26 protein-coding genes and 1 pseudogene are annotated in these 26,251 nt (G+C 72.4%); 13 read left to right on the top strand and 14 right to left on the bottom strand.

Annotated features, from left to right (window positions below):
- Window positions 1–40 precede the first annotated feature (40 nt).
- Window positions 41–673, bottom strand: a complete 633-nt coding sequence (locus ACH4FH_RS21065) for a TetR family transcriptional regulator C-terminal domain-containing protein (protein WP_398557403.1) — start codon at window positions 671–673, stop codon at window positions 41–43.
- A gap of 169 nt (window positions 674–842) precedes the next feature.
- Here ACH4FH_RS21065 and ACH4FH_RS21060 point away from each other — a divergent pair.
- Both ACH4FH_RS21060 and ACH4FH_RS21055 read left to right on the top strand, forming a co-directional pair.
- Window positions 843–1,376 (top strand): annotated as a pseudogene (locus ACH4FH_RS21060) (amino acid permease); the annotation flags it as partial.
- Window positions 1,377–1,482: 106 nt separating this feature from the next.
- Complete coding sequence (locus tag ACH4FH_RS21055) at window positions 1,483–2,466, top strand: APC family permease (RefSeq protein ID WP_398557402.1); 984 nt, start codon at window positions 1,483–1,485, stop codon at window positions 2,464–2,466.
- A 167-nt stretch (window positions 2,467–2,633) separates the two neighbouring features.
- On the opposite strand, the gene ACH4FH_RS21050 is transcribed toward ACH4FH_RS21055, so the two are convergent.
- From ACH4FH_RS21050 to ACH4FH_RS21005, 10 genes are all read right to left on the bottom strand, one after another.
- Window positions 2,634–3,440 (bottom strand): SDR family oxidoreductase, encoded by an 807-nt coding sequence (locus ACH4FH_RS21050; protein ID WP_398557401.1) that lies wholly within the window; start codon window positions 3,438–3,440, stop codon window positions 2,634–2,636.
- The gene (locus ACH4FH_RS21045; RefSeq protein WP_398557400.1) at window positions 3,437–5,533 is read right to left on the bottom strand and encodes an acetate--CoA ligase family protein; all 2,097 of its coding nucleotides are present in this window, start codon (window positions 5,531–5,533) and stop codon (window positions 3,437–3,439) included. Before ACH4FH_RS21045 ends, ACH4FH_RS21050 begins: the two co-directional genes overlap by 4 nt.
- Window positions 5,521–6,708: a Glu/Leu/Phe/Val dehydrogenase dimerization domain-containing protein gene (locus tag ACH4FH_RS21040; RefSeq protein WP_398557399.1), complete on the bottom strand. Its 1,188-nt coding sequence runs from the start codon at window positions 6,706–6,708 to the stop codon at window positions 5,521–5,523. Before ACH4FH_RS21040 ends, ACH4FH_RS21045 begins: the two co-directional genes overlap by 13 nt.
- Window positions 6,705–8,549, bottom strand: coding sequence for a thiamine pyrophosphate-binding protein (locus ACH4FH_RS21035; protein WP_398557398.1), 1,845 nt, complete (start codon window positions 8,547–8,549; stop codon window positions 6,705–6,707). Before ACH4FH_RS21035 ends, ACH4FH_RS21040 begins: the two co-directional genes overlap by 4 nt.
- Window positions 8,549–9,706, bottom strand: coding sequence for an acyl-CoA dehydrogenase family protein (locus ACH4FH_RS21030; protein ID WP_398557397.1), 1,158 nt, complete (start codon window positions 9,704–9,706; stop codon window positions 8,549–8,551). Before ACH4FH_RS21030 ends, ACH4FH_RS21035 begins: the two co-directional genes overlap by 1 nt.
- A gap of 266 nt (window positions 9,707–9,972) precedes the next feature.
- Window positions 9,973–10,671, bottom strand: coding sequence for an HAD family hydrolase (locus ACH4FH_RS21025; RefSeq protein WP_398557396.1), 699 nt, complete (start codon window positions 10,669–10,671; stop codon window positions 9,973–9,975).
- 40 nt (window positions 10,672–10,711) lie between these two features.
- Entirely contained in the window at window positions 10,712–11,500 is a 789-nt protein-coding gene (locus tag ACH4FH_RS21020; protein WP_398557395.1) for a phosphatase PAP2 family protein, read from the bottom strand.
- Window positions 11,501–11,607: 107 nt separating this feature from the next.
- Complete coding sequence (locus ACH4FH_RS21015; RefSeq protein WP_398557394.1) at window positions 11,608–12,543, bottom strand: M56 family metallopeptidase; 936 nt, start codon at window positions 12,541–12,543, stop codon at window positions 11,608–11,610.
- A 138-nt stretch (window positions 12,544–12,681) separates the two neighbouring features.
- The gene (locus ACH4FH_RS21010) at window positions 12,682–13,245 is read right to left on the bottom strand and encodes a DUF5134 domain-containing protein (RefSeq protein ID WP_398557393.1); all 564 of its coding nucleotides are present in this window, start codon (window positions 13,243–13,245) and stop codon (window positions 12,682–12,684) included.
- A 267-nt stretch (window positions 13,246–13,512) separates the two neighbouring features.
- Window positions 13,513–13,899, bottom strand: coding sequence for a VOC family protein (locus ACH4FH_RS21005; RefSeq protein ID WP_398557392.1), 387 nt, complete (start codon window positions 13,897–13,899; stop codon window positions 13,513–13,515).
- Between the two features lie 201 nt (window positions 13,900–14,100).
- Between ACH4FH_RS21005 and ACH4FH_RS21000 the strand changes: the two genes are divergently transcribed.
- Window positions 14,101–14,634, top strand: a complete 534-nt coding sequence (locus ACH4FH_RS21000; protein ID WP_398557391.1) for a GNAT family N-acetyltransferase — start codon at window positions 14,101–14,103, stop codon at window positions 14,632–14,634.
- Window positions 14,635–14,678: 44 nt separating this feature from the next.
- Here the strand turns inward: ACH4FH_RS21000 and ACH4FH_RS20995 are convergent, their stop codons facing one another.
- Together ACH4FH_RS20995 and ACH4FH_RS20990 are read right to left on the bottom strand one after the other, a co-directional pair.
- On the bottom strand, window positions 14,679–15,362 hold the full coding sequence (locus ACH4FH_RS20995; RefSeq protein WP_398557390.1) for a glycerophosphodiester phosphodiesterase: 684 nt from the start codon (window positions 15,360–15,362) through the stop codon (window positions 14,679–14,681).
- A gap of 277 nt (window positions 15,363–15,639) precedes the next feature.
- The gene (locus ACH4FH_RS20990; protein ID WP_398557389.1) at window positions 15,640–16,299 is read right to left on the bottom strand and encodes a PadR family transcriptional regulator; all 660 of its coding nucleotides are present in this window, start codon (window positions 16,297–16,299) and stop codon (window positions 15,640–15,642) included.
- Between the two features lie 51 nt (window positions 16,300–16,350).
- Between ACH4FH_RS20990 and ACH4FH_RS20985 the strand changes: the two genes are divergently transcribed.
- The 7 genes from ACH4FH_RS20985 to ACH4FH_RS20955 all read left to right on the top strand — a co-directional run bounded on the left by ACH4FH_RS20985 (window position 16,351) and on the right by ACH4FH_RS20955 (window position 23,246).
- Window positions 16,351–17,520: an LLM class flavin-dependent oxidoreductase gene (locus ACH4FH_RS20985; RefSeq protein ID WP_398557388.1), complete on the top strand. Its 1,170-nt coding sequence runs from the start codon at window positions 16,351–16,353 to the stop codon at window positions 17,518–17,520.
- Window positions 17,517–18,509 carry an alpha/beta hydrolase gene (locus tag ACH4FH_RS20980; RefSeq protein ID WP_398557387.1) on the top strand — a complete coding sequence of 331 codons (993 nt, stop codon included), beginning with the start codon at window positions 17,517–17,519 and terminating at the stop codon, window positions 18,507–18,509. Before ACH4FH_RS20985 ends, ACH4FH_RS20980 begins: the two co-directional genes overlap by 4 nt.
- Before the next feature lie 81 nt (window positions 18,510–18,590).
- On the top strand, window positions 18,591–19,982 hold the full coding sequence (locus tag ACH4FH_RS20975; RefSeq protein WP_398557386.1) for a DUF6421 family protein: 1,392 nt from the start codon (window positions 18,591–18,593) through the stop codon (window positions 19,980–19,982).
- Window positions 19,983–20,038: 56 nt separating this feature from the next.
- The gene (locus ACH4FH_RS20970; protein WP_398557621.1) at window positions 20,039–20,800 is read left to right on the top strand and encodes an SDR family NAD(P)-dependent oxidoreductase; all 762 of its coding nucleotides are present in this window, start codon (window positions 20,039–20,041) and stop codon (window positions 20,798–20,800) included.
- Window positions 20,797–21,867 (top strand): threonine aldolase family protein, encoded by a 1,071-nt coding sequence (locus ACH4FH_RS20965; protein ID WP_398557385.1) that lies wholly within the window; start codon window positions 20,797–20,799, stop codon window positions 21,865–21,867. The genes ACH4FH_RS20970 and ACH4FH_RS20965 overlap by 4 nt, the downstream gene beginning before the upstream one ends.
- A 92-nt stretch (window positions 21,868–21,959) precedes the next feature.
- Entirely contained in the window at window positions 21,960–22,535 is a 576-nt protein-coding gene (locus tag ACH4FH_RS20960; RefSeq protein WP_398557384.1) for a transglutaminase family protein, read from the top strand.
- 12 nt (window positions 22,536–22,547) lie between these two features.
- On the top strand, window positions 22,548–23,246 hold the full coding sequence (locus ACH4FH_RS20955) for a B3/4 domain-containing protein (protein WP_398557383.1): 699 nt from the start codon (window positions 22,548–22,550) through the stop codon (window positions 23,244–23,246).
- A 144-nt stretch (window positions 23,247–23,390) separates the two neighbouring features.
- Here the strand turns inward: ACH4FH_RS20955 and ACH4FH_RS20950 are convergent, their stop codons facing one another.
- Window positions 23,391–24,107 carry a lysophospholipid acyltransferase family protein gene (locus ACH4FH_RS20950; protein WP_398557382.1) on the bottom strand — a complete coding sequence of 239 codons (717 nt, stop codon included), beginning with the start codon at window positions 24,105–24,107 and terminating at the stop codon, window positions 23,391–23,393.
- A gap of 385 nt (window positions 24,108–24,492) precedes the next feature.
- On the opposite strand from ACH4FH_RS20950, the gene ACH4FH_RS20945 reads away from it, so the two are divergent.
- The 3 genes from ACH4FH_RS20945 to ACH4FH_RS20935 form a co-directional block, all read left to right on the top strand.
- Window positions 24,493–24,825 (top strand): thioredoxin family protein, encoded by a 333-nt coding sequence (locus tag ACH4FH_RS20945; RefSeq protein WP_398557381.1) that lies wholly within the window; start codon window positions 24,493–24,495, stop codon window positions 24,823–24,825.
- 225 nt (window positions 24,826–25,050) lie between these two features.
- On the top strand, window positions 25,051–25,557 hold the full coding sequence (locus ACH4FH_RS20940; protein WP_398557380.1) for a flavin reductase family protein: 507 nt from the start codon (window positions 25,051–25,053) through the stop codon (window positions 25,555–25,557).
- 212 nt (window positions 25,558–25,769) lie between these two features.
- A partial coding sequence (locus ACH4FH_RS20935) for an electron transfer flavoprotein subunit beta/FixA family protein (RefSeq protein ID WP_398557379.1) occupies window positions 25,770–26,251 on the top strand: 482 nt, incomplete at its 3' end.

Here is a 26,251-nt window from a genome sequence, read left to right as displayed (position 1 = left end):
GGGCCCACCTGCCGTGGGGCAATGATCCGCCGGATGGGCTCTAGTCCCCGGACGTGTCAGCGGTGTCGGCGGTATCGGCCGTGTCGAGGCCCAGTTCGCGGGTGAGCGCGTCCTCGACCCACCCCTGCATCGTGCGGCGTGGCAGTGCCCCCGCGTAGGTGATCGTCTGTACGGCGAAGCCGTCGAGCAGGGCGGTCAGCCGCCATGCCGCGCCCTCCGCGTCGGCGCAACTGAACTCGCCGGCGGCCGCGCCCTCCGCGATGACCTCGGCGAGCGCCGCCTTCCACTGCCGGTCGAGGTCCTGGGCCACGTCACGCAGCACGGGCTCGCGCAGCGAAGCCGCCCAGCCCTCGATCCACAGCTTCCAGCCCTTGGCCTGCCCGGTGGGGGAGTACCAGCGAAGAGCGGCGCGCAGGCGGCGCAGGGCGCTGCCGCGCCGGCCGAGGAGGGACTGCAGGTGGGCCAGATCGGCCTCCGCGGCGTAGCGGAAGGCCGCCGCGACGAGCTTCTCCTTCGTCGCGAAGTGATAGAGCACCAGCGCGTTGCTCACCTTGAGTTCGGCGGCGACATCGGCCACCCGCAGGGCCGCCACGCCGCGCTGCTCGATCTGCCCCACGGCGGCGCGCAGCAGTTCCTCGCGCCGCTCTTCCACGCTCAACCGTACCCTCGCCACTCCGTCACCCTACTCAGTGGCCGGGGCGCGGTGTGCGCCGCTGTGGTGCACGAAACATCGCGACGACCCCTTGACCGGCCTGTGTGGTGGCCTCCACAGTCTGCTCTTACTGACTGTGCGTTCAGTCAGTTCCGTTGGTCGCCGCCGAACGCCACGCCCGTAGGAGGTCGTGCCCGTGACCCCACCATCGTCCCCGCCGGAAGGCAACGCACCTGATCTGTCCGCGGGTTGGCGCGAGCAGCGCTCCCGTCTCCGCAAGGACCTGCGCCGGCTCGATGTCTTCTTCTTCCTGGTCTGCACCCTCGTCGGACTGGACACCATCGGTTCGGTGGCCGCGGCGGGACCGCAGGGGCTGACCTGGATGGCTGTGCTGGCCGTCCTCTTCTTCCTGCCGTACGGACTGCTGGTCGCCGAGCTCGGCTCGTCCTTCCCCGTGCAGGGCGGGCCTTACGTCTGGACGCGACTGGCCTTCGGGCGGCTGACCGCGGGCGTCAATCAGGTGCTCTACTGGCTCTCCAACCCGGTCTGGCTGGGGGGCAGTCTGTGCATCATCGCGCTGACCACCTGGGAGCAGTTCTTCACGCCGCTGCCGGGGTTGTGGAAGTACGCCGCCGGGCTGGTGTTCATCTGGGCCGGTGCGCTGGCCGTCGTCCAGTCCGTGCGGATCGGCAAGTGGGTGCCCATCGCCGGTGCCGTGGCCCGGATCGTGCTCCTCGGCTTCTTCCTGGTCTCCGTGATCCTCTACGCCGTCCGGCACGGCGTACACCCGCTGCCCCCCCGCCGAGTTCGCCCCCACCTATGTCGGGTTCGTGGCGCTCGTCCCCGTGCTGATCTTCAACTACGTGGGCTTCGAACTGCCCAGCACCGCCGCCGAGGAGATGACCAACCCCAAGCGCGACCTCCCGCTGTCCATCCTCCGCTCCGGGATGGCCTCGTTGGTGCTCTACGGCGGCCCGATCCTGGGCATCCTGTTCGTCCTGCCCAGTGAGCGGATCGGCAGTCTCGGCGGGTTCATCGACGCCTGCAAGGCGGTGTTCACCGTCTACGGCGGGCACATCTCGGCCGACGGCGCCGTCACGCTGACCGGTTTCGGATCCGTCCTCGGCAGCATCGCGGCGGCCGGGATGATCGTCGGTGTCCTCACCAGTGGCGTCACCTGGGCCATGGGAGCCCACCGGGCGCAGGCGGTCGCCTGCGCCGACGGCGCCGGGCCCGCCTGGCTCGGCCGGTTCTCCGAGCGCCACGGCACCCCGGTACGGGTCAATCTGCTGTCCGCGGTCCTCGCCTCCCTCCTGCTGATCGTGGCGCTGAATCTGACCGACGGAGACGGGGAGAAGTACTTCGCGGCCGGTCTCGGGCTGACCATCAGCACCACGTTCATCTCCTACGTGATCACCTTCCCGAGCCTGCTGGTGCTGCGCCGCAAGTACCCGGACACCCCCCGCCCGTACCGCGTGCCGGGCGGTCGTGCCGGGGCCTGGGTGGTCACCGTCCTCGCGACCGGGCTGGTCGCGTTCACCGTCGTGGTGCTGATCTGGCCCGGCTTCGGGGTCGGCTGGTTCGGCACGGACGGCTCGTCGGCGGCCTCCCTCCCCGAGAGTTTCGCGGGGCAGCGGCTGCAGTACACCCTCAGCCAGGTCCTGCCGCTGCTGCTCTTTATCGGGGTGGGCCTGCTGTTCGCCGTCCTGGGAGCGCCGGCCCGCCGCCGTGGCCGGGCGGCAGGGGCCGCGGCGGCCCGCGCCGAGCGAGGTGAGGGCGCCGGGGAGCCGGCGGCGCTGTCGGTGGAGCCGTAGCCCCGGACGCGGGGGACCGGAGAGGGAGCAGGAGGCCGGGGGCGGACACCCGGCCTCCCGCCATGGGTGCGGTCCGTTCGGTCACCCGGCGAGCCGCCCCGCACGCGAAACCCCTGCGGCCCGCTCCCGGTTCCACGGGGGCGGGCCGCAGCGGCCGAAGGGGGCGGTTACGCGCCCGGGGCGGTGGACCGCCCGTACACCTGCTTTCCGAGCCACTGCCCGCCGTCCACGGTGAGGCACTCGCCGGTCACGTACGCCGCGCGGTCACCGAGCAGGAAAAGCGCGGTATCGGCGATCTCCTGCGGGGTGGCGAAGCGTCCCGCGGGAACCCCGGAGAGGACCGCGGCACGGGCCTCCTGCGTCGCCCACAGTGCCGCGCCCGCGCCCTCGGTCTCCGTGGGGCCCGGAGCGACGCAGTTCAACCGGATGCCGAGCGGGGCGAGTTCGACGGCGAGGGTGCGGGTCATGGCCAGTACGCCCGCCTTGGCGGCGGCGGAGTGCACCGTGCCGGGGTGGCCGTGCCAGGCGTAGGTCGCGATCACCGACAGGATCGCGCCCGGCGTGCCCTGCGCGCGGAGCTGGCGGGCGACCGCCCGGGTGCAGAGGAAGGAGCCGTTGAGCACGATGTCGACCACGGCGCGCCAGCCGTTGGGGCTGATGTCGATGCCGGGCGTGACGAAGTTCCCGGCGGCGTTGTTGACCAGGCCGTCCAGGGCCCCGAAGTGGTCCACGGCGCGGGCCACGAGCGCGTCGACGGCTTCGGAATCGCGTACGTCGGTCGGCACGGCGAGGCCCTCGGCGCCTGCCTCCCGCAGCAGGCGGACGGTTTCCGCCAGCTTGCCGGGGGTGCGTCCCGCGACGACGACGTTCGCACCGGCCGCCCCCAGGGCGAGCGCGACGGCGCGGCCGATGCCGCTGCCGCCGCCGGTCACGAGGTAGGTGCGGCCCGGGAACTCCTCGGTGGCAGGGCTCATGGTCGATCGCCTTTCGTGCGGGGGGCGGCCGGAACGGCGTGGGCGTCCAGCGCCAGCACACCGCCGGGATGGCAGAGCAGGGGATTGATCTCGATCTCGGACAACTCGGGGTGGTCGACGGCGAGTTGCCCCAGCGCGATCAGGGCGTGCGCCGTGGCGTCCAGATCGACCCCCGGCGCGCCCCGCCAGCCGGTCAGCAGGGGCGCGCCCCGCAGCGATCGCAGCAGGTCATGAGCGCGGTCGACGGTCAGGGGAGCGAGCGCGAGCGCGGTGTCGGCGAGCAGTTCGGCGGTCACCCCGCCCATGCCGGCCATCAGCACGGGGCCGAACGCCGGGTCCCGGCGCACACCGGCGATGAGTTCGACCGCGTGCGGCGGCGCGGCCATCGCCTCGACCACGAACGCCGAGGCGCCGGTCACCGCCACCATGCCGGCGAACGCGGCACGCAGTGCGGTCTCGTCGCGCAGGCGCAGGGCGACTCCGCCGGCCTCGGTCTTGTGAGCCAGGCCCATGGCTTTGAGGACGACGGGATAGCCGATCCGGCGGGCGGCGCGCGCCGCCTCGTCGGCGCTGTGCACGAACGCCGCCTCGGGAAAGTCCACGCCGTACGAGCGCAGCAGTGCGCGCATCGCCGGGTACGAACCGTCGGTGCCGGACCGCGACGGGCTGTGGGGGACCACCTGCGCCGGCGGTGGCCGTGGTGAACTTCGTTGCCACAGAACGGCGTTGGCGAGGGCGACGGCGGCCTGCTCGATGCGCTCGTAGACCGGTATGCCGTGCGCGCGCAGGACGGACAGCGCGGCGGTGTCCCGCGCCATCGAATGCACCAGCAGCGGCCGGTCGTGCGCCGCCACCAGCGCCGCCAGCTCGCGGGCCGTCTCGCACTCACGCTGCTCCTGGGCCGCGTTGGCCGTCGCGTAATCCCCGAAATAGCCGGTCAGGACGGCGGCGTCGGCCTCCCCGCTCGCGAGCAGGGCGCCGCTGACACGAACGTAGTTGCCAAGATCCGCCTCGCCCGCGCCGGCCAGATCGACGGGATTGCCGGCCGGGGCGCCGGGCGGCAGATGGGCCGCGACAGCCGCCGCGGTGTCCGGCGAGAGCCGCGGTACGTCGAGGTCGTGCGCCGTCAGCGTGTCCGCGGCCAACGCGCCCTGGCCGCCGCTGTCACCGGCGACGGCCACCCGCCGACCCCGGGGCAGCGCCGGGGCGAGCAGGGCAACGGCCGTGTCGATGAGCTCGCCCGCGCTGTTCAGCAGCAGGGCGCCCGCGTCCCGGCAGACAGCGGCGACGGTGGCGTGCGCGCTGACCAGGGCGCCCGTGTGGGAGGCGGCGGCCCGCCCGGCGGCCTCGCTGCGGCCGGCCGAAAGCAGCAGCACGGGCTTGCCCGCCGCCCGCGCCGCCGCCAGGGTCCTGGCCATGCGACGCCCGTCCCGGAAGTCCTCCACGTACGCGGCGATCACCCGGGTGGGCGGGTGCGGGATGAGTGCTTCGAGGGCGTCGGCGGCGTCGACGTCCGCCTGGTTGCCGAGCGAGACGAAGCGGGAGACGCCCTGTCCGGCGCGGGCGAGCAGCCGCGCCGTCTCCAACGCGAGGTTGCCGCTCTGCGAGACCATGCCCACGTTCCCCCGGGGGAAGTCACCCCAGGTGAGCCTGAGTTCGCTGTCGGTGTCGACGACGCCCATGCAGTTGGGGCCGAGCAGCCGCGCCCCGTGCGCGGTGACGAGCGCGGCCAGTTCCCGGTCCTCGGCCGCTGTCCCGGAGCCCGACGTGATGACGGTGAACCAGCGGGCACCGGCGGCGACCCCGTCCGCGACCACCTGGCGGACGCCGGCCCGCGGCACCGCCACCACGATGTGTTCGGGCGCGCCCGGCAGTGCCGCGAGAGTGGGCAGGAAGGGCACGCCCCGCAGGCTGCCGCCGCGCCGGTTGACGAGATGGACGGTGCGGCGGTGGCGTCCTGACAGGGCGCCCACGGCGAGCCGGTACCCCCACTTCTCCGGATTGTCGGACGCCCCGACGACGGCGACGCAGCGTGGATCGAACAGCGGCTCCCAGGCCGTGACATCGGGTGGGGAGTCGGTCACCTGTGGCATCCGTAGCGCTCGGTGATCTCCGGGAGCCGGTCGGCGACCAGGGCGTGCGCGGCGGCGCGCGGCGTGCTGCCGTCGGCCGCCGCACGGGCCAGCGTCCGGTCGATCAACCGCCGCATCGACGTGCGGATGTGGGCGAACGCCTCATCCGGATCGGCGCCGATGTCCCCGAAGAGGGTCCACCACCACCATGCGTTGGTACCGGAGTTGACGACGACGTCCGGCAGGACGGTGATGCCGCGGGCCGCCAGCAGCGCCTCGGCCTCCGGCACGACCGGCATGTTCGCCGCCTCCACGATCCAACGCGCGGTGATCCGCTCCTGGTTGGCGGCGTGCACGCAGTAGGAGACGGCCGCGGGAACGAGGACATCGACCTCGGCCGCGAGCCACGCCTCGGGCGGCAGTTCCACATCACCGGGACGCAGCGCCGTACGGTCCATGGCGCCGAAGGCGTCGCGGCCGCGCAGCAACGCCTCGATGTCCAGACCGCGCGGGTTGGCGACCGTTCCCTTCACATCGGCGACGGCGACGATCCGCAGACCGGCGCGGGCCAGGAAACGTGCGGTGGCTCCCCCCATCGTGCCCAGCCCCTGGAGCGCGACACGGGTGTCCCGGTACGGCGTCCCGGCCCGGTCGAGGGTGGCCAGCACCGCCTCGGCGACCCCGCAACCGCCGGCCAGCTCGTCCAGCCCGATGCCGTCCACCTCGACAGAGAAGGCGTCGGCGAGCCGCTGCCGGGCGGCGCCTTCGTCGTCGAGCAGCGGATAGACGGCCTGGATCGAGGAGACCAGCCCGGCCTCCGCCGCGGCCCTGTCCACCAGGTCCTGGGTCAGGCCCAGGTCCTCGCCGGTCGTCCAGAACTGCTCGATGTAGGGGCGCATCGCCTGGAGGTAGCGGGTCAGCACGCCGTACGCGGCGGGGTCGTGCGGGTCGCAGTCGATGCCGCCCTTGGCGCCGCCGAGCGGGATGTAGCGGGCCGCCGGGTCGTGGTGGAGGGCTTCCTTCATCGTCATGCCGCGGGCGAGCCCGGTGACTTCCTCCAGGGTGCAGCCCGCCCGCATCCGCAGTCCGCCGCTGGCGACGCCGCGCACCAGCCGGTCGATGACGAGGTGGCCACGGTGACCGGTGAGGTGATCGGTCCAGGTCAGGGAGATCAACGGGGCGGTGCCTGCGCTCATGGGTGTTCTCCTCCGGTGGGGGCGGTGCGTCGGGCGGGACCGGTGCGGTCTGGGTGCTGGGTGTGCTCGGCGTGTTCGGTGTGCTGAGTGTGCTGGGTGTTCGCTGCCGGCTCAGCCGACTGTGGGGAGCCGGCCCCGTCCCGGCCTGCGGCGGCGGCCCTCGCTGTCGTTCCGGTGTGCGCGGTGGGCTCGGTGAGTTCGGGCAGCCCCGCGGACCCCGTCGGTTCGGGGACGGTGATCACCGTGGGGCCCGGCACCGTCAGCGCGGTCCGCAGCGCGTCGGCCAGTTCGGCGGGCGTGGCCGCCCGGGTGCCCTGTCCGCCGTACGCCCGGGCGAGGGCACCCAGATCGAGCGGCGGATGGTCGACGGCCACCGGGGCATCGCCGCGGGCGGACATCTCGTCGCGGATCTCCCCGTAGCCGCCGTTGTCGAAGACCACGACCGGCAGGGGCAGGCCCAGGTCGGCCGCGGTCGCCAACTCCTGCACGGTGAACTGCAGTCCGCCGTCGCCGCTGAGTGCCACGACCGGCCGTTCGGGGGCGCCCGCCTTGACCCCGACGGCCGCGGGCAGGGCGTAGCCCAGCGTGCCGAAGCCCGTGGGGTGGAGGTAGCGGCCCGGCGGGTCGACGGGGAGGTGCGGGAGCGCGCCGTAGTAGCAGCACTGTGCGCTGTCGGAGGTCCAGACCGTCTCGGGCGGCAGAACGGACCGCATCGCCGCGAGGAAGGGCAGCCGCCGGGTGTCGCGCGCGTCGATCGTGGCGTCGGCCGCGGTCCGCAGTGCCGCAGCGGAGCCGAGGACGCCGGCGGAGCGGTTCGCTCCCGCGTCGGGGCCCGACCCGCCCTCCGACAGGGTGAGTTCGTCCAGGAGACCGCGCACGGTCTCCCGCGCGTCACCGACCAGGGGGATGTCCGCGGGGCGGCCCGCGTACATCTGGGCCGGGTCGATGTCGACGCGGATCAGTGTCCCGGTGAGCGCGGGCAGGGCGGACCACAGGTCGGATTCGGCGAGTTCGGTGCCGACGGCCAGTACGGCGTCGCAGTCGGCCAGCCACTTCTGGACCGCCGCGCTGTGCAGGCGGACACCGACCGCCAGCGGATGGGACTCGGGGAAGGCCCCCTTGCCGTTTGCGGTGGTGGCCACCGGCACGCAGAGGCGCCCGGCCAGCTCCAGCACCTCGTCCTTCGCGCCGTGTGCGCCGCCACCGAGCACCAGCGCCGGCCGCCGGGCCCGGTTCAGGGCCGTTGCCGCCGCCCGCACGCTCTCGGGCTGCGGGCGCGGTGCCAGGTGCGGCGGCGCGAGGCGGGGCGGGCCCACGGGCGCCGCGGCCGTCAGCAGATCGAGCGGGACCTCGATGTGGACGGGGCGGGGGCGCCGGGAGCGGAAGCGGGTGAAGGCACGGGCGACCGCCGCGTCGATCTCCTCGACGGAGGTGACGCGGTGGCTGAACGCGGTGAGATGCCCGAACGCCTCGCTCTGGCCCGGCATCTCGTGCAGCGTGCCGGTGGCCAGGCTGGGATGACGCAGCGGCATGCCGGGGGAGACGACCAGCAGCGGAACGCTGTCGGAGTGGGCCTGGCCGACCGCCGCCGCGATGTTGAGCAGGGCGGGCCCGGTGGTGGTGATCGCGACGCCGGGGCGGCCGGTGGCGCGGGCGTAGCCGTCCGCGGCGTATCCGGCGCCCTGCTCGTGGCGGGGCGCGATGTGCCGGATCCCGTGGCCCGCGAGATGCCGGTAGATCTCCAGGTTGTGGGTGCCGGGGATGCCGAAGGCGAGATCGGTGCCATGGGCGGCGAGGGCGCGGACGAGCGCCTCGCCTCCGGTGACGGTCCGCGGGGCCATCACAGGCCACGCGCGATGACGAGCCGCATGATGTCGGAGGTTCCCTCCTCGATCTCCTCCAGCCGGGCGTCGCGCATCCACTGCTCGACCGGGTACTCCCGTGAGTACCCCCAGCCCCCGAGGGTCTGGACGGCCGCCCAGGTGCAGTACGCGGCCGTCTCGGAGGCCGTCAGCTTCGCCATGGCGGCCTCGGTCGTGGCGTCCAGTCCTGCGTCCAGCCGCTTGGCGGCGCGCCAGGTCATCAGCCGGGCCTGCTCCAGCCGGTTGCGCATGTCGGCGAGCCGGAAGGCGACGGCCTGGTGCTCGATGATCGGCTTGCCGAACTGGGTTCGCGTACGGGCGTAGTCGACGGCGTACTCGTAGGCGGCGCGGGCCACCCCCGTGGCGGCGGCACCGAGCACGGTGCGGGAAATGTCGAAGGTGCGCATCAGGCCGCGGAACCCCTCGCCCTCCGCGCCGAGGCGATTTCCGGCCGGCACGAAGGCGTCCTGGAAGAAGATCTCGCGGCAGACGATGGCCCGTTGGCCCATCTTGCGCATCGGCTCGCCGAAGGTGACGCCCGCGGTGTCCTTGCGGAGGAGGAACGCGGAGACGCCTCGCGCGCGCCGGGTGGGGTCGGTCTTGGCGAAGACGACGTACCGGTCGGCCTCACCGGCGTTGGATATCCAAGCCTTCTGGCCGTTGAGCAGATAGCCGCCGTTCGTCTCCGCCGCGGTGGTGGTGATGGCGGCGGCGTCCGAGCCCGCGCCCGGTTCCGTGGTGGCCAGCGCGGTCATGGGCGTGTCGGCCCCGGCCAGGGGGGTGAGCCAGGTCCGCTGCTGTTCCCCGGTGCCGAGGGTGAGCACCGGGTCGGCGAAGAAGCCGTTGGAGCACAGCAGATTGCCGATGCCGAGGTCGCCGACGCACAGCTCCTCCTGGACCAGGACCTGGGTGAAGACGTCGGTGAAGCCGCCGCCTCCGTACTCCTCGGGGAGCATGAAGCCGGTGATGCCGACCTTGGCGGCGGCGCGCCACAGGTCCCACGGGGTGACGGTGTCGGCCTCGTCGACGGCGCGGGCACGCGGCCGGATCTCCTCCCGCGCGAAGGCCCTGGTGAGGTCGACGATGTCGGACTGCTCGGGGGTGAGCGCGACCAGTTCGAGAGGGAGCGCGGACACGGTGCCTCCAGGCGGTGGCGGGGTGGCGGCAGGAAGAGTTACTGAACCGCCAGTCAGTATCCGGATCGGCGAAGCGGCGTGTCAACGGTCGCAACGGATGTGGTGCTGAATTCCCGTTCAGTAATGGGGAGGTGGGGGTTACCGGCCGGAACGGCGGCATACCGGGCCATCCGTAGGCGGGTCACCGGGCCACCGGGTCACGGGCGGCGGCCGTGCGCCGCCGCCGGAACGGCCCGCACGCGGCCCGGCGGCGGGCCCGCCCCCCTTCAGCCCACCAGGTCCAGTACCGGCCGCAAGCCGTCGGAGCGCCGGTGTACCGGCAGGTGGTCGACCGGCATGAAGGCGCAGCCGACCTCTGTGGCGCCGCCGTCCGCGGCGCGGTCGTCGCCCACCATCAGGACCTGGGCCGGGGGGAGTTGCAGGGCGTCGCAGGCCAGGCTGAAGAGCCGTGGGTCCGGCTTCTGCATGCCGTGCTCGTAGGACAGGACGAAGCTGTCGACGTACCGAGCCAGGCCATGGGCGCGCAACACCGGTCGCAGATCCCAGCCGATGTTGCTGAGCACGGCGGTGCGGATGCCGCGCCGGTGGAGCTCCGCCAGCACCTCGGCGGCGTCCGGGTAGGGGATCCAGGCATCCGCCGTCTTGTGGCGGTCGTAGAGCGCGTCGTACAACTCCGGCCGGGGGAGGGGGACCTGGCGGGCCAGGCCGGTGTACAGGTCGCGATGGTGGGTGGCGTCGCGGTCGCGGATCCGCCAGAGGGCCGCCAGTTCGGCGGGGATCTCCTCCGGCGTGGCTCCGCCGGGCAGGGCGCCGGCCCGTTCCAGGGCGGCCGCCCGGCGGGGGATCTCGGCCTCGGCCATGGGTGTACGGGACGCGGTCAGGGCCGCGCGCAGCCAGGACTCGGCGGACTCGATGCGCAGCAGCGTCCCGGAGAAGTCGAAGAGCACGCCTTTGATCGTGGTCATGCCGCCATCCTGCCGCGTGCCGGGTCCGCCCGGGGCGCCGTCAGCGATCTGCCCTTGTACCTGTCCGGGTGCCCGTGCCCGACCGCGCTCCCGAGCCCGTTCCCGCTCCGGTCACCGTGTCGAGGGTGGCGGGTGTCGCGGCCCGGTACGCGCTCGCCGCCCCGGCCACCAGGGCGCCGCCCAGCAGCCAGCCGCCGACGACATCCGAGACCCAGTGCACGCCCAGGTATACGCGGGTGAAGCCGACGCCGACCACCGATGCCAAGGCCACCGCACCGGCGGTCCACCGCCACAGGGGGCGCGCGCCGTGCAGCCGGAGCAGCCACAGCAGCAAGGCGCCGGCGACCAGCGCGGACATGGCGTGTCCGGAGGGGAACGCGGCGTAATGCGCGTGGTCGACGGGGTCCTGCCACGAGGGACGGTCCCGGTCGACCAGTGCCTTCAGCGCCTGTTGCAGCGCCGTACCGGCGAGCGCGGTGCCCGCCACGCACCAGGCGATCCGGCGTTCACCACGGCGCAGGAGCCACCAGACCGCCGCCGCGAGCAGCGCGCGCATCGCCCAGGGGTCCCACACCCAGTCGCTGAACAGGCGGTTGAGCCGCGTCCAGCCCGGGGCGGAGACGGCGACGCGGTGTAGTTCGTTCGTCACGGCCGCGTCCAAGGACATCAGCGGGCCCCAGCGCAGGACGACCAGGGCGGCGAGCAACCCGGCCGCAGTCGCCAGCAGGACGGCGAAAGAGGCCGGTGGGGCGGGTGCGGCAGGGATGCGTGCGGGGGAGGTGTCAGTGGCGGCGGACGTGTGGGCGGGGGGCTGCGGCGTCGGTGCCATACACCGATCCTCGCCGATGGACCGCCGAACGTGCCACGACCGTGCCCATCCGGCTCGCCGACGGGTGCCATGCCGGTGAGCTGAGCCCCGGCACGCAGCGGGCGGTGCTACGCCAGCGCGCTGAGCCCCGGTATGAAGGTCACCAGCAGCGGCACCGCGGGGACCAGCGCCGCGCAGGCCGTCATCCGCAGCCGGCGGCCGGGGGTGAAGCGGGGTGCGGGCGTCAGCAACCGGTCCACCCGCTGCGGAACCTGCGCGAGCTGTGTCGGGCAGGGGCCGAACACCCCGCGGTCCTCGTTGAGTTCGACCAGTGCAAGGGCGAATGTCAGCCGACCGAAACGCCGCGAGGCGACATCGTCGGCGGCCAGCTCGACCAGGCGGTGCACCTGGTCGCGGAACGCGGCGAAGACCGGGATCTGCGGGAAGCCGACGGCCAGCGCCGAGGCGCAGTGCAGCAGAAGGTCGTGGCGGGCCCGCGCGTGCCCCTGCTCATGGGCGATCAGCGCGTCGAGCTGACGCCCCTTCAGGCGGCGCAACGCCGCGGTGGTGATGACCAGTTGGGGCGAGGAATGCTGGAGCCACCACGCCTCCGGTCGGTCACCCTCCAGGACCACCAGACGTTCCCCGGAAGGCTCCTCACCCGGCAGCAGCGGCGAACGGCGCAGGAGGTCGGCCCGGCGGTGCCGCAGCCGGGCCCGGACGGCACGTACCTCGCGGGTCAGTGCGAACGCCGTCCATGCGGCGCCACCCGCCAGGAGAAGGGCCAGCGCACCGGCCCACGGTCCGTGCGCCTTGAGCGCATACGCCTCGACGACCACCTGCGGGGCGAATCCGAAGACCGGGCCGCGTACGGCTTCCCAGGCGGCGGCCGCGCTGAGGGACATGGCGAGCGCACAGCACAACAGGACACCGGCGACGACGCACTGCCAGACCCACAGGGCGAGCACCGGCTCGCGGTCGGGCCAGTCGGAACGGGCCATCAGCCGCGGCGCCGTCGCCGCGGCCAACACGCCGAGAAACATCAGCGCGAGGGGGACCATCATGGCGCCAGCCTATGAGCGCCCGACTACCAGTGGGTACGGTCGGGCCGGGGAAGTGACGCACACCACCCTCGTCCGAGGAGGGCGCCGCTCCTGGGCGGGCGGCCTGAACGTGCGCCGCTGGAGCCCCTTCGTCGCAGGTCAGACAGTCAGCAGCATCGCGAACATCGCCATGCCCATCGCCACCTGGCACGCCCGCACCATGGCGGGCCGCCCCGGGGCCGCCGCGGGCACCGGGCCGTCGGCCGCCACGGCCGCCGCAGGGACCAACCGGACGCCCGCGGCGAGGACGAAGACGGTGTAGTAGGCCAGTAGCAGCCCCGTGAGCAAGGGTGCCCCGCCCGGTGCCGCGTGCTGTGTGTGCGTCAGGTCCGCCGACTGCCCGCCGCCGGCCTGGCCTGCCGCCATCGCGAGCGCCATGTAGACCATCGCCAGCGCGCCCACCGTGTGGTGGCCGTGCCGACGGGCCAGCGCCCACAGGCCCACCGCACCGAAGACAGCCGTGAACACCCACGGGGACCACCACGGCGGTACCACTGCCGATACGGGCAGCGCCATCGCCGCCATGCCCAGACCCATCAACGCCTCACCGCGCGCCGCCACCCGGTGGGCGGCCGGACCGGTGCGGGCCTGTGCCAGGCAGTAGCCGCCGGCGGTGGCGCACAGCAACACCAGCAACCAGCCGACCAACGGCGGACCGTGCACGGCGCACCTCCCCGGGGACCCGTACGGATCGCGTCTGCCCGCAGCTTGCCCAGCGCGGGTACCGCACACGGGAGCGCACGGGCGCAGTTGGGGAGCACACAGCCGGGTGCGTGCGCATATGTACGGCCTGCGGGCGACGGCCGGACAGCTCCGTCAGGCGTACGCGATCAGGCCCACGCGAGGCGAGGCCGCGTAAGGGCGGGGCACCGGACGCCGTCGCGGCTGACGCCGCTTGGAGGCGGGAGACGGGACGGCGGACGGCCGCCGTCAGGGGCGGTAGCGCAGCGGGTGGTCCGCCGGCACCTGGGTCAGGACGATCCGGTGACCGTCCGGGTCCGCGATCCACATCTCGATCAGCCCCCACGGCTCCTGCACCGGCGGCCGCAGCACCTCCACCCCACGCGCCACCAACTCCTCGTGGGCGGCCGCCGCGTCCGCGACCTGGAGCCACAGCTGGAGCGTGCCGGTGGCGGGCTCCGCGGAGCGCCCGGAGACCTCCAGGAACCCGCCGCCGAGGAAGTACACCGTGCCGCGCTCGGGGCCCGTGCCGAATTCGCGGTAGATCTCCAGACCCAGCATCTCGCCGTAGAACGCACGCGACCGCTCGGGATCCGACGGCCGCAGAAGCACCCTGCTGCTCAGTACCTGCACCATGGCACGGACCCTACGCCGCCGGGCCGCACGCGTCCGGGACCCGTCCCGGGACGAGCCCGCTGCGGCGCGGCGGCCCTGAGGCGCCGGCATGGGGCCTCCCGGTATGGGCTTCCCGGCTGCCGAAAGGCCCTGACATGGACGGCAAGCGACTTGTTAGCCTCCCTTGCAGCCCTTCGTCCGGCCCGAGAGGACCCGCCCGCCATGCCCACCAGCCAGCTGACCTTCCGTACCGCCACCGCCACCGACGTCCCCGAGCTCGTCGTGCTCATCGAGTCGGCCTACCGCGGGGACACCAGCCGGGCCGGCTGGACGACGGAGGCTGACCTGCTGGAAGGGCAGCGCACCGACCCCGAGGGCGTCGCCGGTGTGGTGCGCAACGAGACCGGGCTGCTGCTGATCGCCGAGCGCGACGGCGAGCTAATCGCCTGCTGCCAGCTCGAACACCGCGGCGACCACGCCTACTTCGGCATGTTCGCGGTGCGCCCCGCACTGCAGGGCGGCGGCCTCGGCAAGGTGATCATCGCCGAGGCGGAGCGGACCGCGCAAGCCACCTGGGGCGCCCGCGAGATGCACATGACCGTCATCCGGCAGCGCGAGGAGCTGATCGCCTGGTACGAGCGCCGCGGCTACCGGCGCACCGGGCAGCTGACCCCGTTCCCGTACGGCGACGAGCGGTTCGGCATCCCGCAGCGCGACGACCTGGAGTTCGAGCTGCTGGTCAAGCCGCTCGGCTGAGCCGCCGACCCGGCCGCCGGACCCCGTGGCGCCCCCGGCCCGGCTCAGGCGGTGAAGCGCACCGCGCGACGGATCTCGGGCTGATCGGTCACCACGCCGTCCAGGCCCAGGCCGCGCGCGAGCCGGAGGTGGTCGTGGGTGTTCACCGTCCAGCCCAGCACCTTCAGCTGCGCGGCGTGCGCGCGCTCGACGAGTTCGAGGGTGAGCCGGCGGATGTTCAGCGAGAGCATCGACGCGCCCACGGCCTGTGCCCGGTCGACGACGTCCGCCCCGTAGCGGCTGCCGACCAGAGCGGTGCGCACGCCGGGCAGCAGGGTGCGGATGGCGGCCAGCGCCTCGTCGTGGAAGGAGATCACGTCGACGCGGCCCACCAGATCGCGGGACCGCATCACCTCCGCCAGCGCCTGCGCGGCCGCGACGTCCTTGATCTCCGCCTGCAGCGGCGCCCGGACCGCGTCCACGACCTCCTCGAACACCGGGATCCGCTCGCCCCGGCCGGCGTCCAGCTCACGCAGCTCGGCGAGGGTGCGCTCGGCGATCGGGCCGGTGCCGTCCGTCGTGCGGTCGACATCCGCGTCGTGCATCACCACGAGCGCGCCGTCCTTGCTCAGATGCAGGTCCAGTTCGATGACGTCGAGGCCCTCGTGTTCTGCGCGCACGAAGGAACGCAGGGTGTTCTCCGGCTCCACGCCCATGATCCCGCGGTGTCCGATGGTGAGAAAGGACAAGGCTGCCTCGCTTCTGTCGGCTCGGTGAAATGGCGACTGTTCGACAAACGGCTGGACGAAATGGCGCACAGCCTAACGGGCCCGGATCGCGACGAACCGGTCGTCGGACGGGCCGCGCGGTGTGCCCGGGACACCTACCCGGCACACCCGGAATCAGGCCCCCGAAGGCGGCACGGCCGGTGACCGTACCGGCCGTCTCGTGGACATCGGCCACTACCCGGCGGGACGGGGGACCGCGCCGTACGGACCCCGTCCCGTTGGCCGGCCGGGAATCGGCTCACCCGTGCGTGGGCGATTCCTCCCCGCGCTGACGACGCTCCGCCGCCAGCCGGTCGAGGTCCGCGAGCACGGCTTCGGCCAGGTCCAGCTCCGCCTGCTGATGGCGCTCGCTCCAGCCCAGCGCGACCTGCGGAAACTCCCACTCGGCGACCTGCCCGGCCCGCCGCTGCGCCTCCCGCACCTCCGCCAGCTCGGCGCGGGTCCGCTCGATGTGGCGTTCGACCATGGCGCGCAGCGTGCCGGGGGCCGCGAGGTGGCCCAGCCAGAGACGCAGCACGAGCGGATGCTTGAGCACCGGCGCCCCGGGGTCGTCGGTGCCGTCCGCCCACGCGGCGAGGGCCGCGCGCCCCTCGTCGGTGATCGTGTAGCGGCGGGTGGCCCGTGCCTCCTCCGGACCGGAGCGCCGGGAGGCGGCCAGGCCCAGCTCCTCCAGGCGGCGCAGCTCCGCGTAGATCTGGCTGATGGCGGGCGACCAGTAGAAGAACCGCAGCGAGGAGTCGGCCCACTTCTTCAGCTCGTATCCCGTGCGCTCGCCGCGGAACGACAGCAGGCCCAGGACCGCCCAGGCGGTGAGCGGCAGCCGGGGCGGGGGCGGCTGTCCTTTCGTGGGCCCGCGCGGTCGTACCCCTTGCTTCTTCGATATCTGACGACTAGTCATATGCCTGATTGAAATAAGGAGTTCGCCGGAACGCAACCCCCGGGAGGCGGAATGAAGTTCTCCATCATCTTCGAGGCGCAGCTGGCCGATCCGACGGTCGAGCGCGAGCATCAGCTCTTTCACGACAGCGTCGAACAGGCCGTCCTGGCCGAGCGGATGGACTTCGACCGCGTCTGGGCCGTCGAGCACCACTCGCTGAAGTGGTACGCGCACATGAGCGCCCCGGAGATCTTTCTGACCTGGGTGGCGGCCCGGACCAGCACCATCCGCGTCGGGCACGGCGTGGTCTGCATGCCGTTCGCCTTCAACCACCCGGCGCGGGTCGCCGAGCGCGCGGCCACGCTCGATCTCCTCTCCGGCGGCCGGCTCGACCTCGGTGCCGGGCGCGGCGGGACCGAGCAGGAGACCTCGCTGTGCGGCGTCGACCGGGACCGCACGGCCCAGGAGGTGGAGGAAGCGCTGCGCATCATCGGCAAGGCGTGGCAGCACGAAGAGCTGGAGTACCACGGCGAGTTGATCGACATCCCGCCGCACCCGATCCTGCCCAGGCCACGGCAGACCCCGCACCCGCCGCTGTTCCTCGCGTGCAGCCGCACCGAGACCCTGCGGCAGGCCGCCGAGCTGGGCATCGGCGCACTCGTCATGGGTTTCGCGGGGCCGGAGGCCATCGCCGCGATGCGGACGGCGTACGACGTGGCGCGCGCCGAGCGGCGCGGTGACCGGCTGGTCTCCACCGAGATCAACGATCACTTCTCCGTACTGTGTCCGACCATCGTGCTCGACGACCGCGAGCGGGCGCGCGCCGTCGGCCTGCGAGGCCAGCGCTTCTTCGCCCAGTCCATCGGCCACTGGTACGGGGGCGCGGGGCTGCCGGACGAGGCCGTGGTGGAAGGTGCCGGTTCCGCGCAGGCCGCGGCCGAGCTGCGCCGGGCCGCCGAGCAGGTCGTGGCCCGGCTGAACGAGCAGCGCATCCCGGTCCGCCCGACGTCCACCGCCACCTTCCACGCCGACCACGCCTACGGCACCGCCGACGATGCCATCGCCTATGTGGAGCGCCTGCGGGCGGCGGGGGCCGACGAGGTCATGTGCCTGATCCAGATGGGCACGGTCCCCCAGGAGGCGTGCCTGGAGACCATCCGCCAGTGGGGTGAAAAGGTGATCCCGCACTTCGCCGTGGACCGTGGACGCGCCGCGGCCCGAGCCACCGGGGACCGGACGTGAAGCCCGCCCCCGACCGGCTCGCCCCGCACGCCCGCCCGTACGCGGACGCGCTGAGCGCCGTCTTCCCGGACCTGGGCGGCGCCGTCACCGACGCCGGGGAGGCCCGCCGGATCCTCGCCGCGGCGCCCGTCGGCGACCGGCTCCCGCCCGGCGTCGGATCGGCCCGGGACCGCACGATCCCGGGCCCCGCGGGCGCGCCCCCGCTGCCCGTACGCGTCTACCGCCCGGCGGGGGCGGAGGGGCCGCGGCCCACCGTGGTCTTCTTCCACGGCGGCGGCTACGTCCTCTGCGGCCTCGACACCCACGACGGCACCTGCCGGGCGCTGTGCCGGGAGTCCGGCGCGGTGGTGGTCTCCGTGGGGTACCGGCTGGCGCCGGAGGCGCAGTATCCGGCGGCAGCCGAGGACGCCTACGCGGCGCTGCGGTGGGCCGCGGCGCACCTTGCCGAGCTGGGGGACGATCCCGCCGCCCTGATCGTCGCGGGGGACAGCGCCGGCGGCGGGCTGGCCGCCGGCACCGCCTTGCGCGCCCGCGACCGCGGCGGTCCGCCGCTGGCCCTGCAACTGCTGATCTACCCGATGCTGGACCCCGCCGCCGACACCCCCTCGTACGCGGCCAACGCCACCGGCTACTACCTGACCGCGGCCCATCTGCGGTGGTTCTGGGACTGCTATCTCGGCCCGGACACCGACCGGGCCGACCCGTACGTCTGCGTGGCGCGGGCGGAGCCGGCGGGCCTGCCGCCCGCGCATGTGATCACCGCGGGGTGCGATCCGCTGTGCGACGAGGGTGTGGGATATGCCACGCGCTTGCGGAGCGCGGGGGTGCGGGTGACCGAGGGGCACCACCCCGGGATGTTTCACGGGTTCATGGCGCTGCCACATGCGCTGGAGGAAGCGCGGGAAGCCTTGGCATCACTGGCAGAAAGCGTCGCGCGAACCTCTCGTCACAGGAAAAATGTGCGTGACCAGGGGGTGTCCACAGAATAATTTTCACCGCCTCCACTTGAGCGGGCGATCCTTTGTTGGTTACCGTGAGCTGACAACACGATCTACCGCCGGAGGGCAGTCATGACGGAAATTCTTTCGCCTGTGGGTGTCCCGGGGGGCACCGAGGCCCGCGTCGTCGAGCACCCGGCGTGGCCCGCGCTCAAGGACGCGGTCGAGACCATCCGTCCCTGGCAGGCCAAGGACGGCTCCATCGACCTGGCGGCCGAGGGCGCGCCGCGTGCCGACGACGTCCGCCGCGAGGTGGACCGCGTGATAGCCGCCGTCGAGCAGCTCGCCCCGCTGCTGCCGCACGACGCGGCCTACCACCAGGCGCTCGCCGCCGACCTGCGCCGCTGGGCCGACGACGGCTTCCAGGTGCCGGACTTCCTCGACTCGCTGCTCGCCTTCCAGCCCGCCCAGCAGCGCGCCGACGGCCTCCAGCACCTCGTCCTGTTCCCGATGTACACGCAGAACGGCAACCCCGACCGCAACTTCGAGGCAGTCGTGCTCCGGATGGTCTGGCCCGACTGGCTCGCCGAGCTGGAGCGCACGCGCTACGACAACCCGCTGTTCTGCGGCATCACCTTCGAGGACTTCACCGCCGGCTACGACACCAACTCCGCGGTGCTCTTCCCGGAGACCATCGCCGTGCGCGAGGCTCCCGAGCGGTTCACCTGGGGCGGCATCTTCTGCGACCGCGAGGCCGCGCGCTTCCGCCGGGTCAGCGAGGCCGCCGTCGAGACCCTCGGCGTGGAACTGCCGCAGGACGTCCGCGAGATGCTCGGCGACCAGGACCGCTGCCAGCAGGCATTCGTCCTGTGGGACATGGTCCACGACCGCACCCACAGCCACGGCGACCTGCCGTTCGACCCCTTCATGATCAAGCAGCGCCAGCCGTTCTGGATGTACGGCCTGGAGGAGCTGCGCTGCGACCTCACCGCCTTCAGGGAGGCGGTCAAGCTGGAGGACGAGGGGTACCCCCAGGCGCGTGACGTGCAGTTCGCGGTGATCTTCGACCGGATGTTCCGCTTCCCGGTCACCGGCGACCGGGTGCGCAACTACGACGGCCTCGGTGGCCAGCTGCTCTTCGCCTACCTCCACAAGCACGACGTCGTACGCTGGACGGACAACACACTGCACATCGACTGGGAGCGCGCGCCCAAGGTCACCAATCAGTTGTGCGGCGAGATCGAGCAGCTCTACCGCGACGGCATCGACCGGCCCAAGCTGGTCCACTGGTTCGCCGCGTACGACCTCGTCTCGACCTACCTCGCACCGCACCCGGGCTCGGTCTGGGCCAAGGGCCCCGATGCCCTCGACCTGAACCAGCCGCCGCGCAAACTCGTGGACGACGTCCTCCCGGACGAATTCCCGCTGAGTATGTTCTACGAGGCGCTGCGCAAGAAGTTGCGTGCGGTGATCGCCTCGACCAAGGGCATCACGGCCGACAGCGACGCGATGGCGGCGGCGTGAGTACCGACCGGGACACCGGCCGGACGGCCGCCCAGGAGCTTGAGGAGGCGACGGAGATGACAACTTCGACGGGCGGCCAGGGGCCGCTGGAGGGCGCCGTCGTCGCGGTGGCCGGAGCGGCCGGCCCGGCCGGCCGGGCCACGCTGCTGCGACTGGCCGAGGCGGGCGCAATCGTCGTCGGCTCGGACTCGAACCCCGAGCGCCTCGCGGACGCCGTGGACGCGGCTCGATACGCGCACGGCGGGGCCACCGTCATCGGTGACACGGTCGACCTTCTCGACCTGGATCAGACCCGCGAATGGGCGAACCGCACCGAGAAGGAATTCGGCCGGATCGACGGCCTGGTGCATCTCGTGGGCGGCTGGCGCGGTTCTGCGTCCTTCGGGGAGACCGACCTGTCCGACTGGGACCTGCTGCACAAGCTGCTGGTCCGTACCGTCCAGCACACCTCACTCGCGTTCCACGAGGCCCTCGAACGCAGTGGCAACGGCCGCTTCCTGCTGACCAGCGCGGCCGGCGCGAGCAAGCCCACCGCGGGCAACGCCGCCTATGCCGCCTCCAAGGCCGCGGCCGAGGCGTGGACGCTCGCTCTGGGAGATGCGTTCCGCAAGTCGGGGGGCGAGGCCGGTCCGCGTGCCGCGGCTGCCATCCTGATCGTGAAGGCGCTCGTCAACGATCAGATGCGCGCCGAGCGACCGAACGCCAAGTTCGCGGGCTTCACCGACGTCACCGAGTTGGCCGAGGCCATCTCCGGGGTCTGGAGCCGGCCCGCCCAGGAAGTGAATGGAAAGCGTCTGTGGCTGACCCCCGAGCCGTGACCGGAGACAAAACCGACGCCCGGCAGCACCACGACAGCCAGGTACGCGGCTTCGCCAGCGACAACTACGCGGGTGCCCACCCGGAGATCCTCGCGGCCATCGCCCTCGCCAACGGCGGCCACCAGGTCGCCTACGGCGAGGACGACTACACCGCGCACCTCCAGCGCGTCATCCGCAGCCACTTCGGGCAGAGCGCCCAGGCGTTCCCGGTGTTCAACGGCACCGGCGCCAACGTGGTGGCGCTGCAGGCCGTGACCGACCGCTGGGGCGCGGTGATCGCAGCCGACAGCGCGCACATCCATGTCGACGAGTGCGGGGCGCCCGAGCGGGTCGGCGGGCTGAAGCTGCTCACGGTCCCGACCGAGGACGGCAAGCTCACCCCGGACCTGATCGACCGTGAGGCGCACGGCTGGGACGACGAGCACCGCGCCATGCCGCAGGTCGTCTCGATCACCCAGAGCACCGAGCTGGGCACCGTCTACACCCCCGACGAGGTCCGGGCGATCTGCGAACACGCCCATGAGCGCGGCATGCTGGTGCATCTCGACGGCGCGCGGATAGCCAACGCCGCGGCGTCGCTGGATGTCCCGATGCGGGCCTTCACCAACGCCGTCGGCGTCGACATCCTCTCCTACGGGGGCACGAAGAACGGCGCGCTCTTCGGCGAGGCCGTGGTGGTCGTCAACCCCGACGCGGTGCGCGCGATGAAGCACCTGCGGAAGCTGTCCATGCAGCTGGCGTCCAAGATGCGCTTCGTCTCGGTGCAGTTGGAGGCGCTGCTCGCCCGCGATCTGTGGCTGCGCAACGCCCGGCACGCCAACACCATGGCGCAGCGGCTGGCCGCCGGTGCCCGGGAGATCGACGGCGTCGAGATCCTGTATCCGGTGCAGTCCAACGCGGTGTTCGCGCGGCTCCCGCACGACGTCAGCGAGCGACTGCAAAAGCGCTACCGCTTCTACTTCTGGGACGAGCGGGCCGGCGACGTGCGCTGGATGTGCGCGTACGACACCGCCGAGGAGGACGTTGACGGATTCCTTGAGGCCCTGCGCGAGGAGATCGCCAGGTAGCCGGGCAACCGGCACCCTCCTATCTGCATAGCTATGCGCTCGACCGGTAAATCATTGGAATTCGGTCGGGCGCATCGCTACGCTCCCGGGTCATGGAGCTGATCCAGGACACCCCTGATATTTCTGCCTACTTGGCGTGCGGCGATGTCATCGACCACGACCATCCGCTCGTCCGGGAGACGGCCGGCGCGCTGCGTGCCGATGCCCCCGATGCATACACATACGCCGAAGCGGCCTTCGCCTTCGTCCGCGACAGCATTCCGCACTCCATGGACGCGGCGGATCCGCGGGTCACCTGGCGCGCCTCGGACGTCCTCGCGCAGCGCACCGGCATCTGCTACGCGAAGGCGCACGCGCTGGTCGCCCTGCTGCGCGCGGAGGGCATCCCGGCGGCGCTCTGCTACCAGAAGTTCGATGTCCTGCACGGACTGATCGCGCTCAAGCTCCCCGGGGAGCGCTGGGCGCGGCAGGACCCCCGGGGTAACAAGCCCGGCGTCGACGCGCAGTTCTGCCTGGACCGTGAGCAGCTGGCGTTCCCGGTGCGACCGGAGTTCAATGAAGTGGACTACCCGGTCCTGTTTGCTGAACCACACCCCGCCGTGCTCCAATGCCTCCAGGAGGCCGCCGACGGGCCTCATCTCCGGCAGACGCTCCCCACCGAATTCTGAGGAATGGCCCTGATGCCCCGCCCCCTGCACATCTCCGACGACGTCCACGCCCTCGCCCCCGGCTTCGCCTTTCTCCCCGTCGAAGCGCACGGTCTGACCAACGGGCCGAGCGACGCGGCCAGTTCGGCACTGCTGGACGAGGCCGGACGCCGCCTGGTGGAGCGTCTGGACGGCGGGGCTCCCCAGGACGACCCGCACATCGCCGCCTGGCGCGCCGCGTACACCGCCTTCGGCTGTAAGCCCTCACGCACCCGCAACTCCGCCGAGGCGCTCGCCAAGCGGGCCCTAGCGGACGGCGGCCTGCCGCGAATCAACCGCCTCGTCGACCTCTACAACGCCATCAGTGTCGCCCACCTCCTCCCCGTGGGCGGCGAGGACCTGGACCACATCCAGGGCGGCATGAGGCTCGTACGCGCCACCGGCGAGGAGCCGTTCGTGACGGTGGCGGGCGGCGCTGAGGTCATCGAGCACCCGGAGCCGGGCGAGGTGGTCTGGTGCGACGACGAGGGTGTCACCTGCCGCCGCTGGAACTGGCGCCAGGGCGTGCGCACCCGCCTGACCGAGCGGTCCGTGAGCGCGCTGTTCCTGCTGGAGGGAATGGCTCCCATGACGGCGGCGGAGCTGACGACCGCGGGCGCCGAACTCGCCGAGGCGCTGTACAAGGCGTGCCCCGAGGCGCGGATCGAGATCGGCGACGTCCGCCACCGGTGACCCGGGCGTACGGCCCGACCCAGGTGTCGCGGACACTGCCGGCACACGGCGCTCCCGCGGGTTCGGCGGCGGGAAACTCCTCGGCCCAGGAGCGCCGTTGGGGCGGCTCCTGGGCCGCGGGGAAGCTGACGGGCTTGTGTGCCCTTACGCGATGCTGCCGGGAGCGGCCGGTGCGGTGCCGCCGAGATGAGCGGGGACCCACCAGGTGTCCTCGGGGCCCCGGGGGCGCACGGGGTAGGCGCGCTGCGCCGCCTCCACCAGGTCCTGCACCCGGGCGCGCAGCCGGTCGGTGACCTTCTCGGCCTGCTCGGCCGGATCGGCCTCCATCGGCTCGCCCACCCGAATCGTGATCGGGAAGTGGTTACGGCCCAGGTCGCGCTTGTGCCCCTTGGTCCACAGCCGCTGGGTGCCCCACAGCGCCATCGGCAGCAGCGGCACACCGGCTTCCTGCGCCAGCCGCGCCGCACCGGACTTGAAGTTCTTCAGCGTGAAGGACTCCGAGATCGTCGCCTCGGGGAAGACACCGATGATCTCGCCCGAACGCAGTGCGGACAGGGCGTGCTTGTAGGCGTGCATGCCTTGCGCGCGGTCGACCGGGATGTGCTTCATCGCCCGCATCAGCGGCCCCGACACCTTGTGCCGAAAAACCGATTCTTTCGCCATGAAACGCACCAGCCGCTTGGCCGGCCGCGCCGCCAGACCGCAGAAGACGAAGTCCAGGTAACCGATGTGATTGCTCACCAGCACCGCGCCGCCGCGGCGCGGGATGTTCTCCGCCCCGGCGATGTCGAACTTCAGGTCGAGCGACTTGAAGACGGTGCGGGCCGCACCGATCACCGGGGGATAGACGAGCTCTGCCATATCGGGGGACCCCTTCTCTGTGCCTGGGGAGGGTTCTCCCGGCGGAAACCTACGCAGCCGTAAGTGTGCGGCCTTCGGGAGATCGTGCCCGATGACGGCCCCGGCGGCTACCGCGTGAGCCGCTGCGGCCGGGAGATTCTCGTCACGTGAAGGCTCAAGTCGTCCGCGTGACCGCCGCCGCTGACGGTACACCCGCCTCCAGGACGGTGCCGGTGCGAAGAGGATGGAGCCCGACCGGGAATCATTACGGTCCGCTGAGTGCTGCACCCGGCGATGACCGGACGTACGGTGCGTCTCGCGCGGGACGCGGGACGCGTCCGGCGGCGGTCAGGACGAGCAGCAGGCGACAAACAGCAAGCGGCAGGCGGCTGGAGGGAGACGGACGGTGCAAGGGCGGGATGCGGGCGAGCGGCTGGGCGCCGCGGAGATCGGCACGCCACTCGGCGAGCGCGCCACCCTCGTGCAGTTCTCCAGCGCCTTCTGTCAGCCCTGCCGGGCGACCCGCCGCACCCTCGCCGAGGTCGCCGACATGGTCGCGGGAGTGGCACACGTCGAGATCGACGCCGAGGCCCACCTGGACCTCGTGCGGACGCTGAAGATCCGGGCCACCCCGACCGTTCTGGTGCTCGACGCGGACGGCGCGGTGGTGCGCCGCGCGTCAGGACAGCCGCGAAAAGCCGACGTCATCGCCGCTCTGGGCGCTGCCGTCCGTGATTGATCTCCCAGATGATGGGCACCACTTGACGCTGTGGGTCACACATCGTCACTCTGACGTGATGCGGCCAGTAATCCTTCTGTACGGACGCGCGCACGTGGACCTTCTGCGGACCGCCAGCGCGCGCTGTCCGAGCGTGTGAGCAGCGACGACATCAGCGCTGCCGGTAGCTGCACGGCTGTCGGCGGCTCCGCTCGGGTTCGTACACCACCTCAGAAGGACAACTCCATGACGGCCTCGCCCGACCTCGGCACGCCTCGCACCGCCACCCCCGAACTTCTGCGCTCCGTCTTCCGGCAGCACGCCGCGGGCGTCGCGGTGATCACCGCGCACGGCTCCCGGCCGGTCGGTTTCACCGCCACCTCACTCACCTCCGTCGCCGCGGAGCCGCCGCTGCTCTCCTTCGGTATCGGTACCGGCTCCTCCAGCTGGCCCGTGGTCGCCGAGGCCGAGTACGTCGGCGTCCACATACTCGGCGAGCACCAGCAGGAGCTGGCCGCCACCTTCGCCCGCAGCGGAGCGGACCGTTTCGGTCCTGCCACCTCCTGGCACACCGGGCCCGAGGGAGTGCCGCTCCTCGACGGTGTACTCGCCTGGCTGGTGTGCAAGGTCGTCGCGCGGGTGCCGGCCGGTGATCACCGCATCGTGCTCGCGCAGCCCACCCTCGGTGACCCCGCGGGGCCCGGCAGGCCGCTGCTGTACCACCAGGGTCGCTTCAACGCGCTGCGGGACTGAGAGGTTCCCTTTCCGCTTCGTCGTCGCCGGGTCGGGGTCGTTGGCAAGGTCACAGTTCGACGGCCTTGATTCGGGGCACGAGACTGTATGTACTGGCGAGTAATATGGCGGTCGGCGTGGGGAACCGCATCCGACCGGGAGCCGCCCCAACAGGCGCCTATGCTGCCAGCACAAGGCAGTTCTGAAGAGACGAAGCAGGTAGGAGAGCCGGCGTGAGCTTGAGGATCGTTGTCTGTGTGAAGTACGTGCCCGACGCCACCGGCGATCGGCACTTCGCCGAGGACCTGACCGTCGACCGTGACGACGTGGACGGCCTCCTCTCGGAGCTCGACGAGTACGCCGTCGAGCAGGCCTTGCAGATCAAGGAAGCCGCTGACGACGCGGAGATCACGGTCTTGACCGTCGGTCCCGAGGACGCCAACGACGCGCTGCGCAAGGCCCTGTCGATGGGCGCCGACAAGGCCGTCCACGTCGAGGACGACGACCTGCACGGCACCGACGCCCTGGGCACCTCCCTCGTACTGGCCAAGGCCATCGAGAAGACCGGCTACGACCTGGTCGTGTGCGGTATGGCCTCCACCGACGGCACGATGGGTGTACTGCCCGCGCTGCTCGCCGAGCGGCTGAACGTGCCGCAGGTCACCCAGCTCTCCGAGGTCGCCGTCGCCGATGGCACGGTGACCGGCCGCCGGGA

The organism is Streptomyces sp. NPDC017993, assembly GCF_044328065.1.
Taxonomy (GTDB): domain Bacteria; phylum Actinomycetota; class Actinomycetes; order Streptomycetales; family Streptomycetaceae; genus Streptomyces.
The sequence above is the reverse complement of the archived record's forward strand: the minus strand, read 5'-3'. Positions and strand labels throughout refer to the sequence as shown.

Coding starts and splice junctions, on each gene's coding strand:
- ACH4FH_RS21050 (WP_398557401.1), bottom strand. CDS start 3,440: ATGAGCCCTGCCACCGAGGAGTTCCCGGGCCGCACCTACCTCGTGACC.
- ACH4FH_RS21045 (WP_398557400.1), bottom strand. CDS start 5,533: ATGCCACAGGTGACCGACTCCCCACCCGATGTCACGGCCTGGGAGCCG.
- ACH4FH_RS21040 (WP_398557399.1), bottom strand. CDS start 6,708: ATGAGCGCAGGCACCGCCCCGTTGATCTCCCTGACCTGGACCGATCAC.
- ACH4FH_RS21035 (WP_398557398.1), bottom strand. CDS start 8,549: ATGGCCCCGCGGACCGTCACCGGAGGCGAGGCGCTCGTCCGCGCCCTC.
- ACH4FH_RS21025 (WP_398557396.1), bottom strand. CDS start 10,671: ATGACCACGATCAAAGGCGTGCTCTTCGACTTCTCCGGGACGCTGCTG.
- ACH4FH_RS21020 (WP_398557395.1), bottom strand. CDS start 11,500: ATGGCACCGACGCCGCAGCCCCCCGCCCACACGTCCGCCGCCACTGAC.
- ACH4FH_RS21015 (WP_398557394.1), bottom strand. CDS start 12,543: ATGATGGTCCCCCTCGCGCTGATGTTTCTCGGCGTGTTGGCCGCGGCG.
- ACH4FH_RS21005 (WP_398557392.1), bottom strand. CDS start 13,899: ATGGTGCAGGTACTGAGCAGCAGGGTGCTTCTGCGGCCGTCGGATCCC.
- ACH4FH_RS21000 (WP_398557391.1), top strand. CDS start 14,101: ATGCCCACCAGCCAGCTGACCTTCCGTACCGCCACCGCCACCGACGTC.
- ACH4FH_RS20990 (WP_398557389.1), bottom strand. CDS start 16,299: ATGACTAGTCGTCAGATATCGAAGAAGCAAGGGGTACGACCGCGCGGG.
- ACH4FH_RS20985 (WP_398557388.1), top strand. CDS start 16,351: ATGAAGTTCTCCATCATCTTCGAGGCGCAGCTGGCCGATCCGACGGTC.
- ACH4FH_RS20975 (WP_398557386.1), top strand. CDS start 18,591: ATGACGGAAATTCTTTCGCCTGTGGGTGTCCCGGGGGGCACCGAGGCC.
- ACH4FH_RS20970 (WP_398557621.1), top strand. CDS start 20,039: ATGACAACTTCGACGGGCGGCCAGGGGCCGCTGGAGGGCGCCGTCGTC.
- ACH4FH_RS20960 (WP_398557384.1), top strand. CDS start 21,960: ATGGAGCTGATCCAGGACACCCCTGATATTTCTGCCTACTTGGCGTGC.
- ACH4FH_RS20955 (WP_398557383.1), top strand. CDS start 22,548: ATGCCCCGCCCCCTGCACATCTCCGACGACGTCCACGCCCTCGCCCCC.
- ACH4FH_RS20950 (WP_398557382.1), bottom strand. CDS start 24,107: ATGGCAGAGCTCGTCTATCCCCCGGTGATCGGTGCGGCCCGCACCGTC.
- ACH4FH_RS20940 (WP_398557380.1), top strand. CDS start 25,051: ATGACGGCCTCGCCCGACCTCGGCACGCCTCGCACCGCCACCCCCGAA.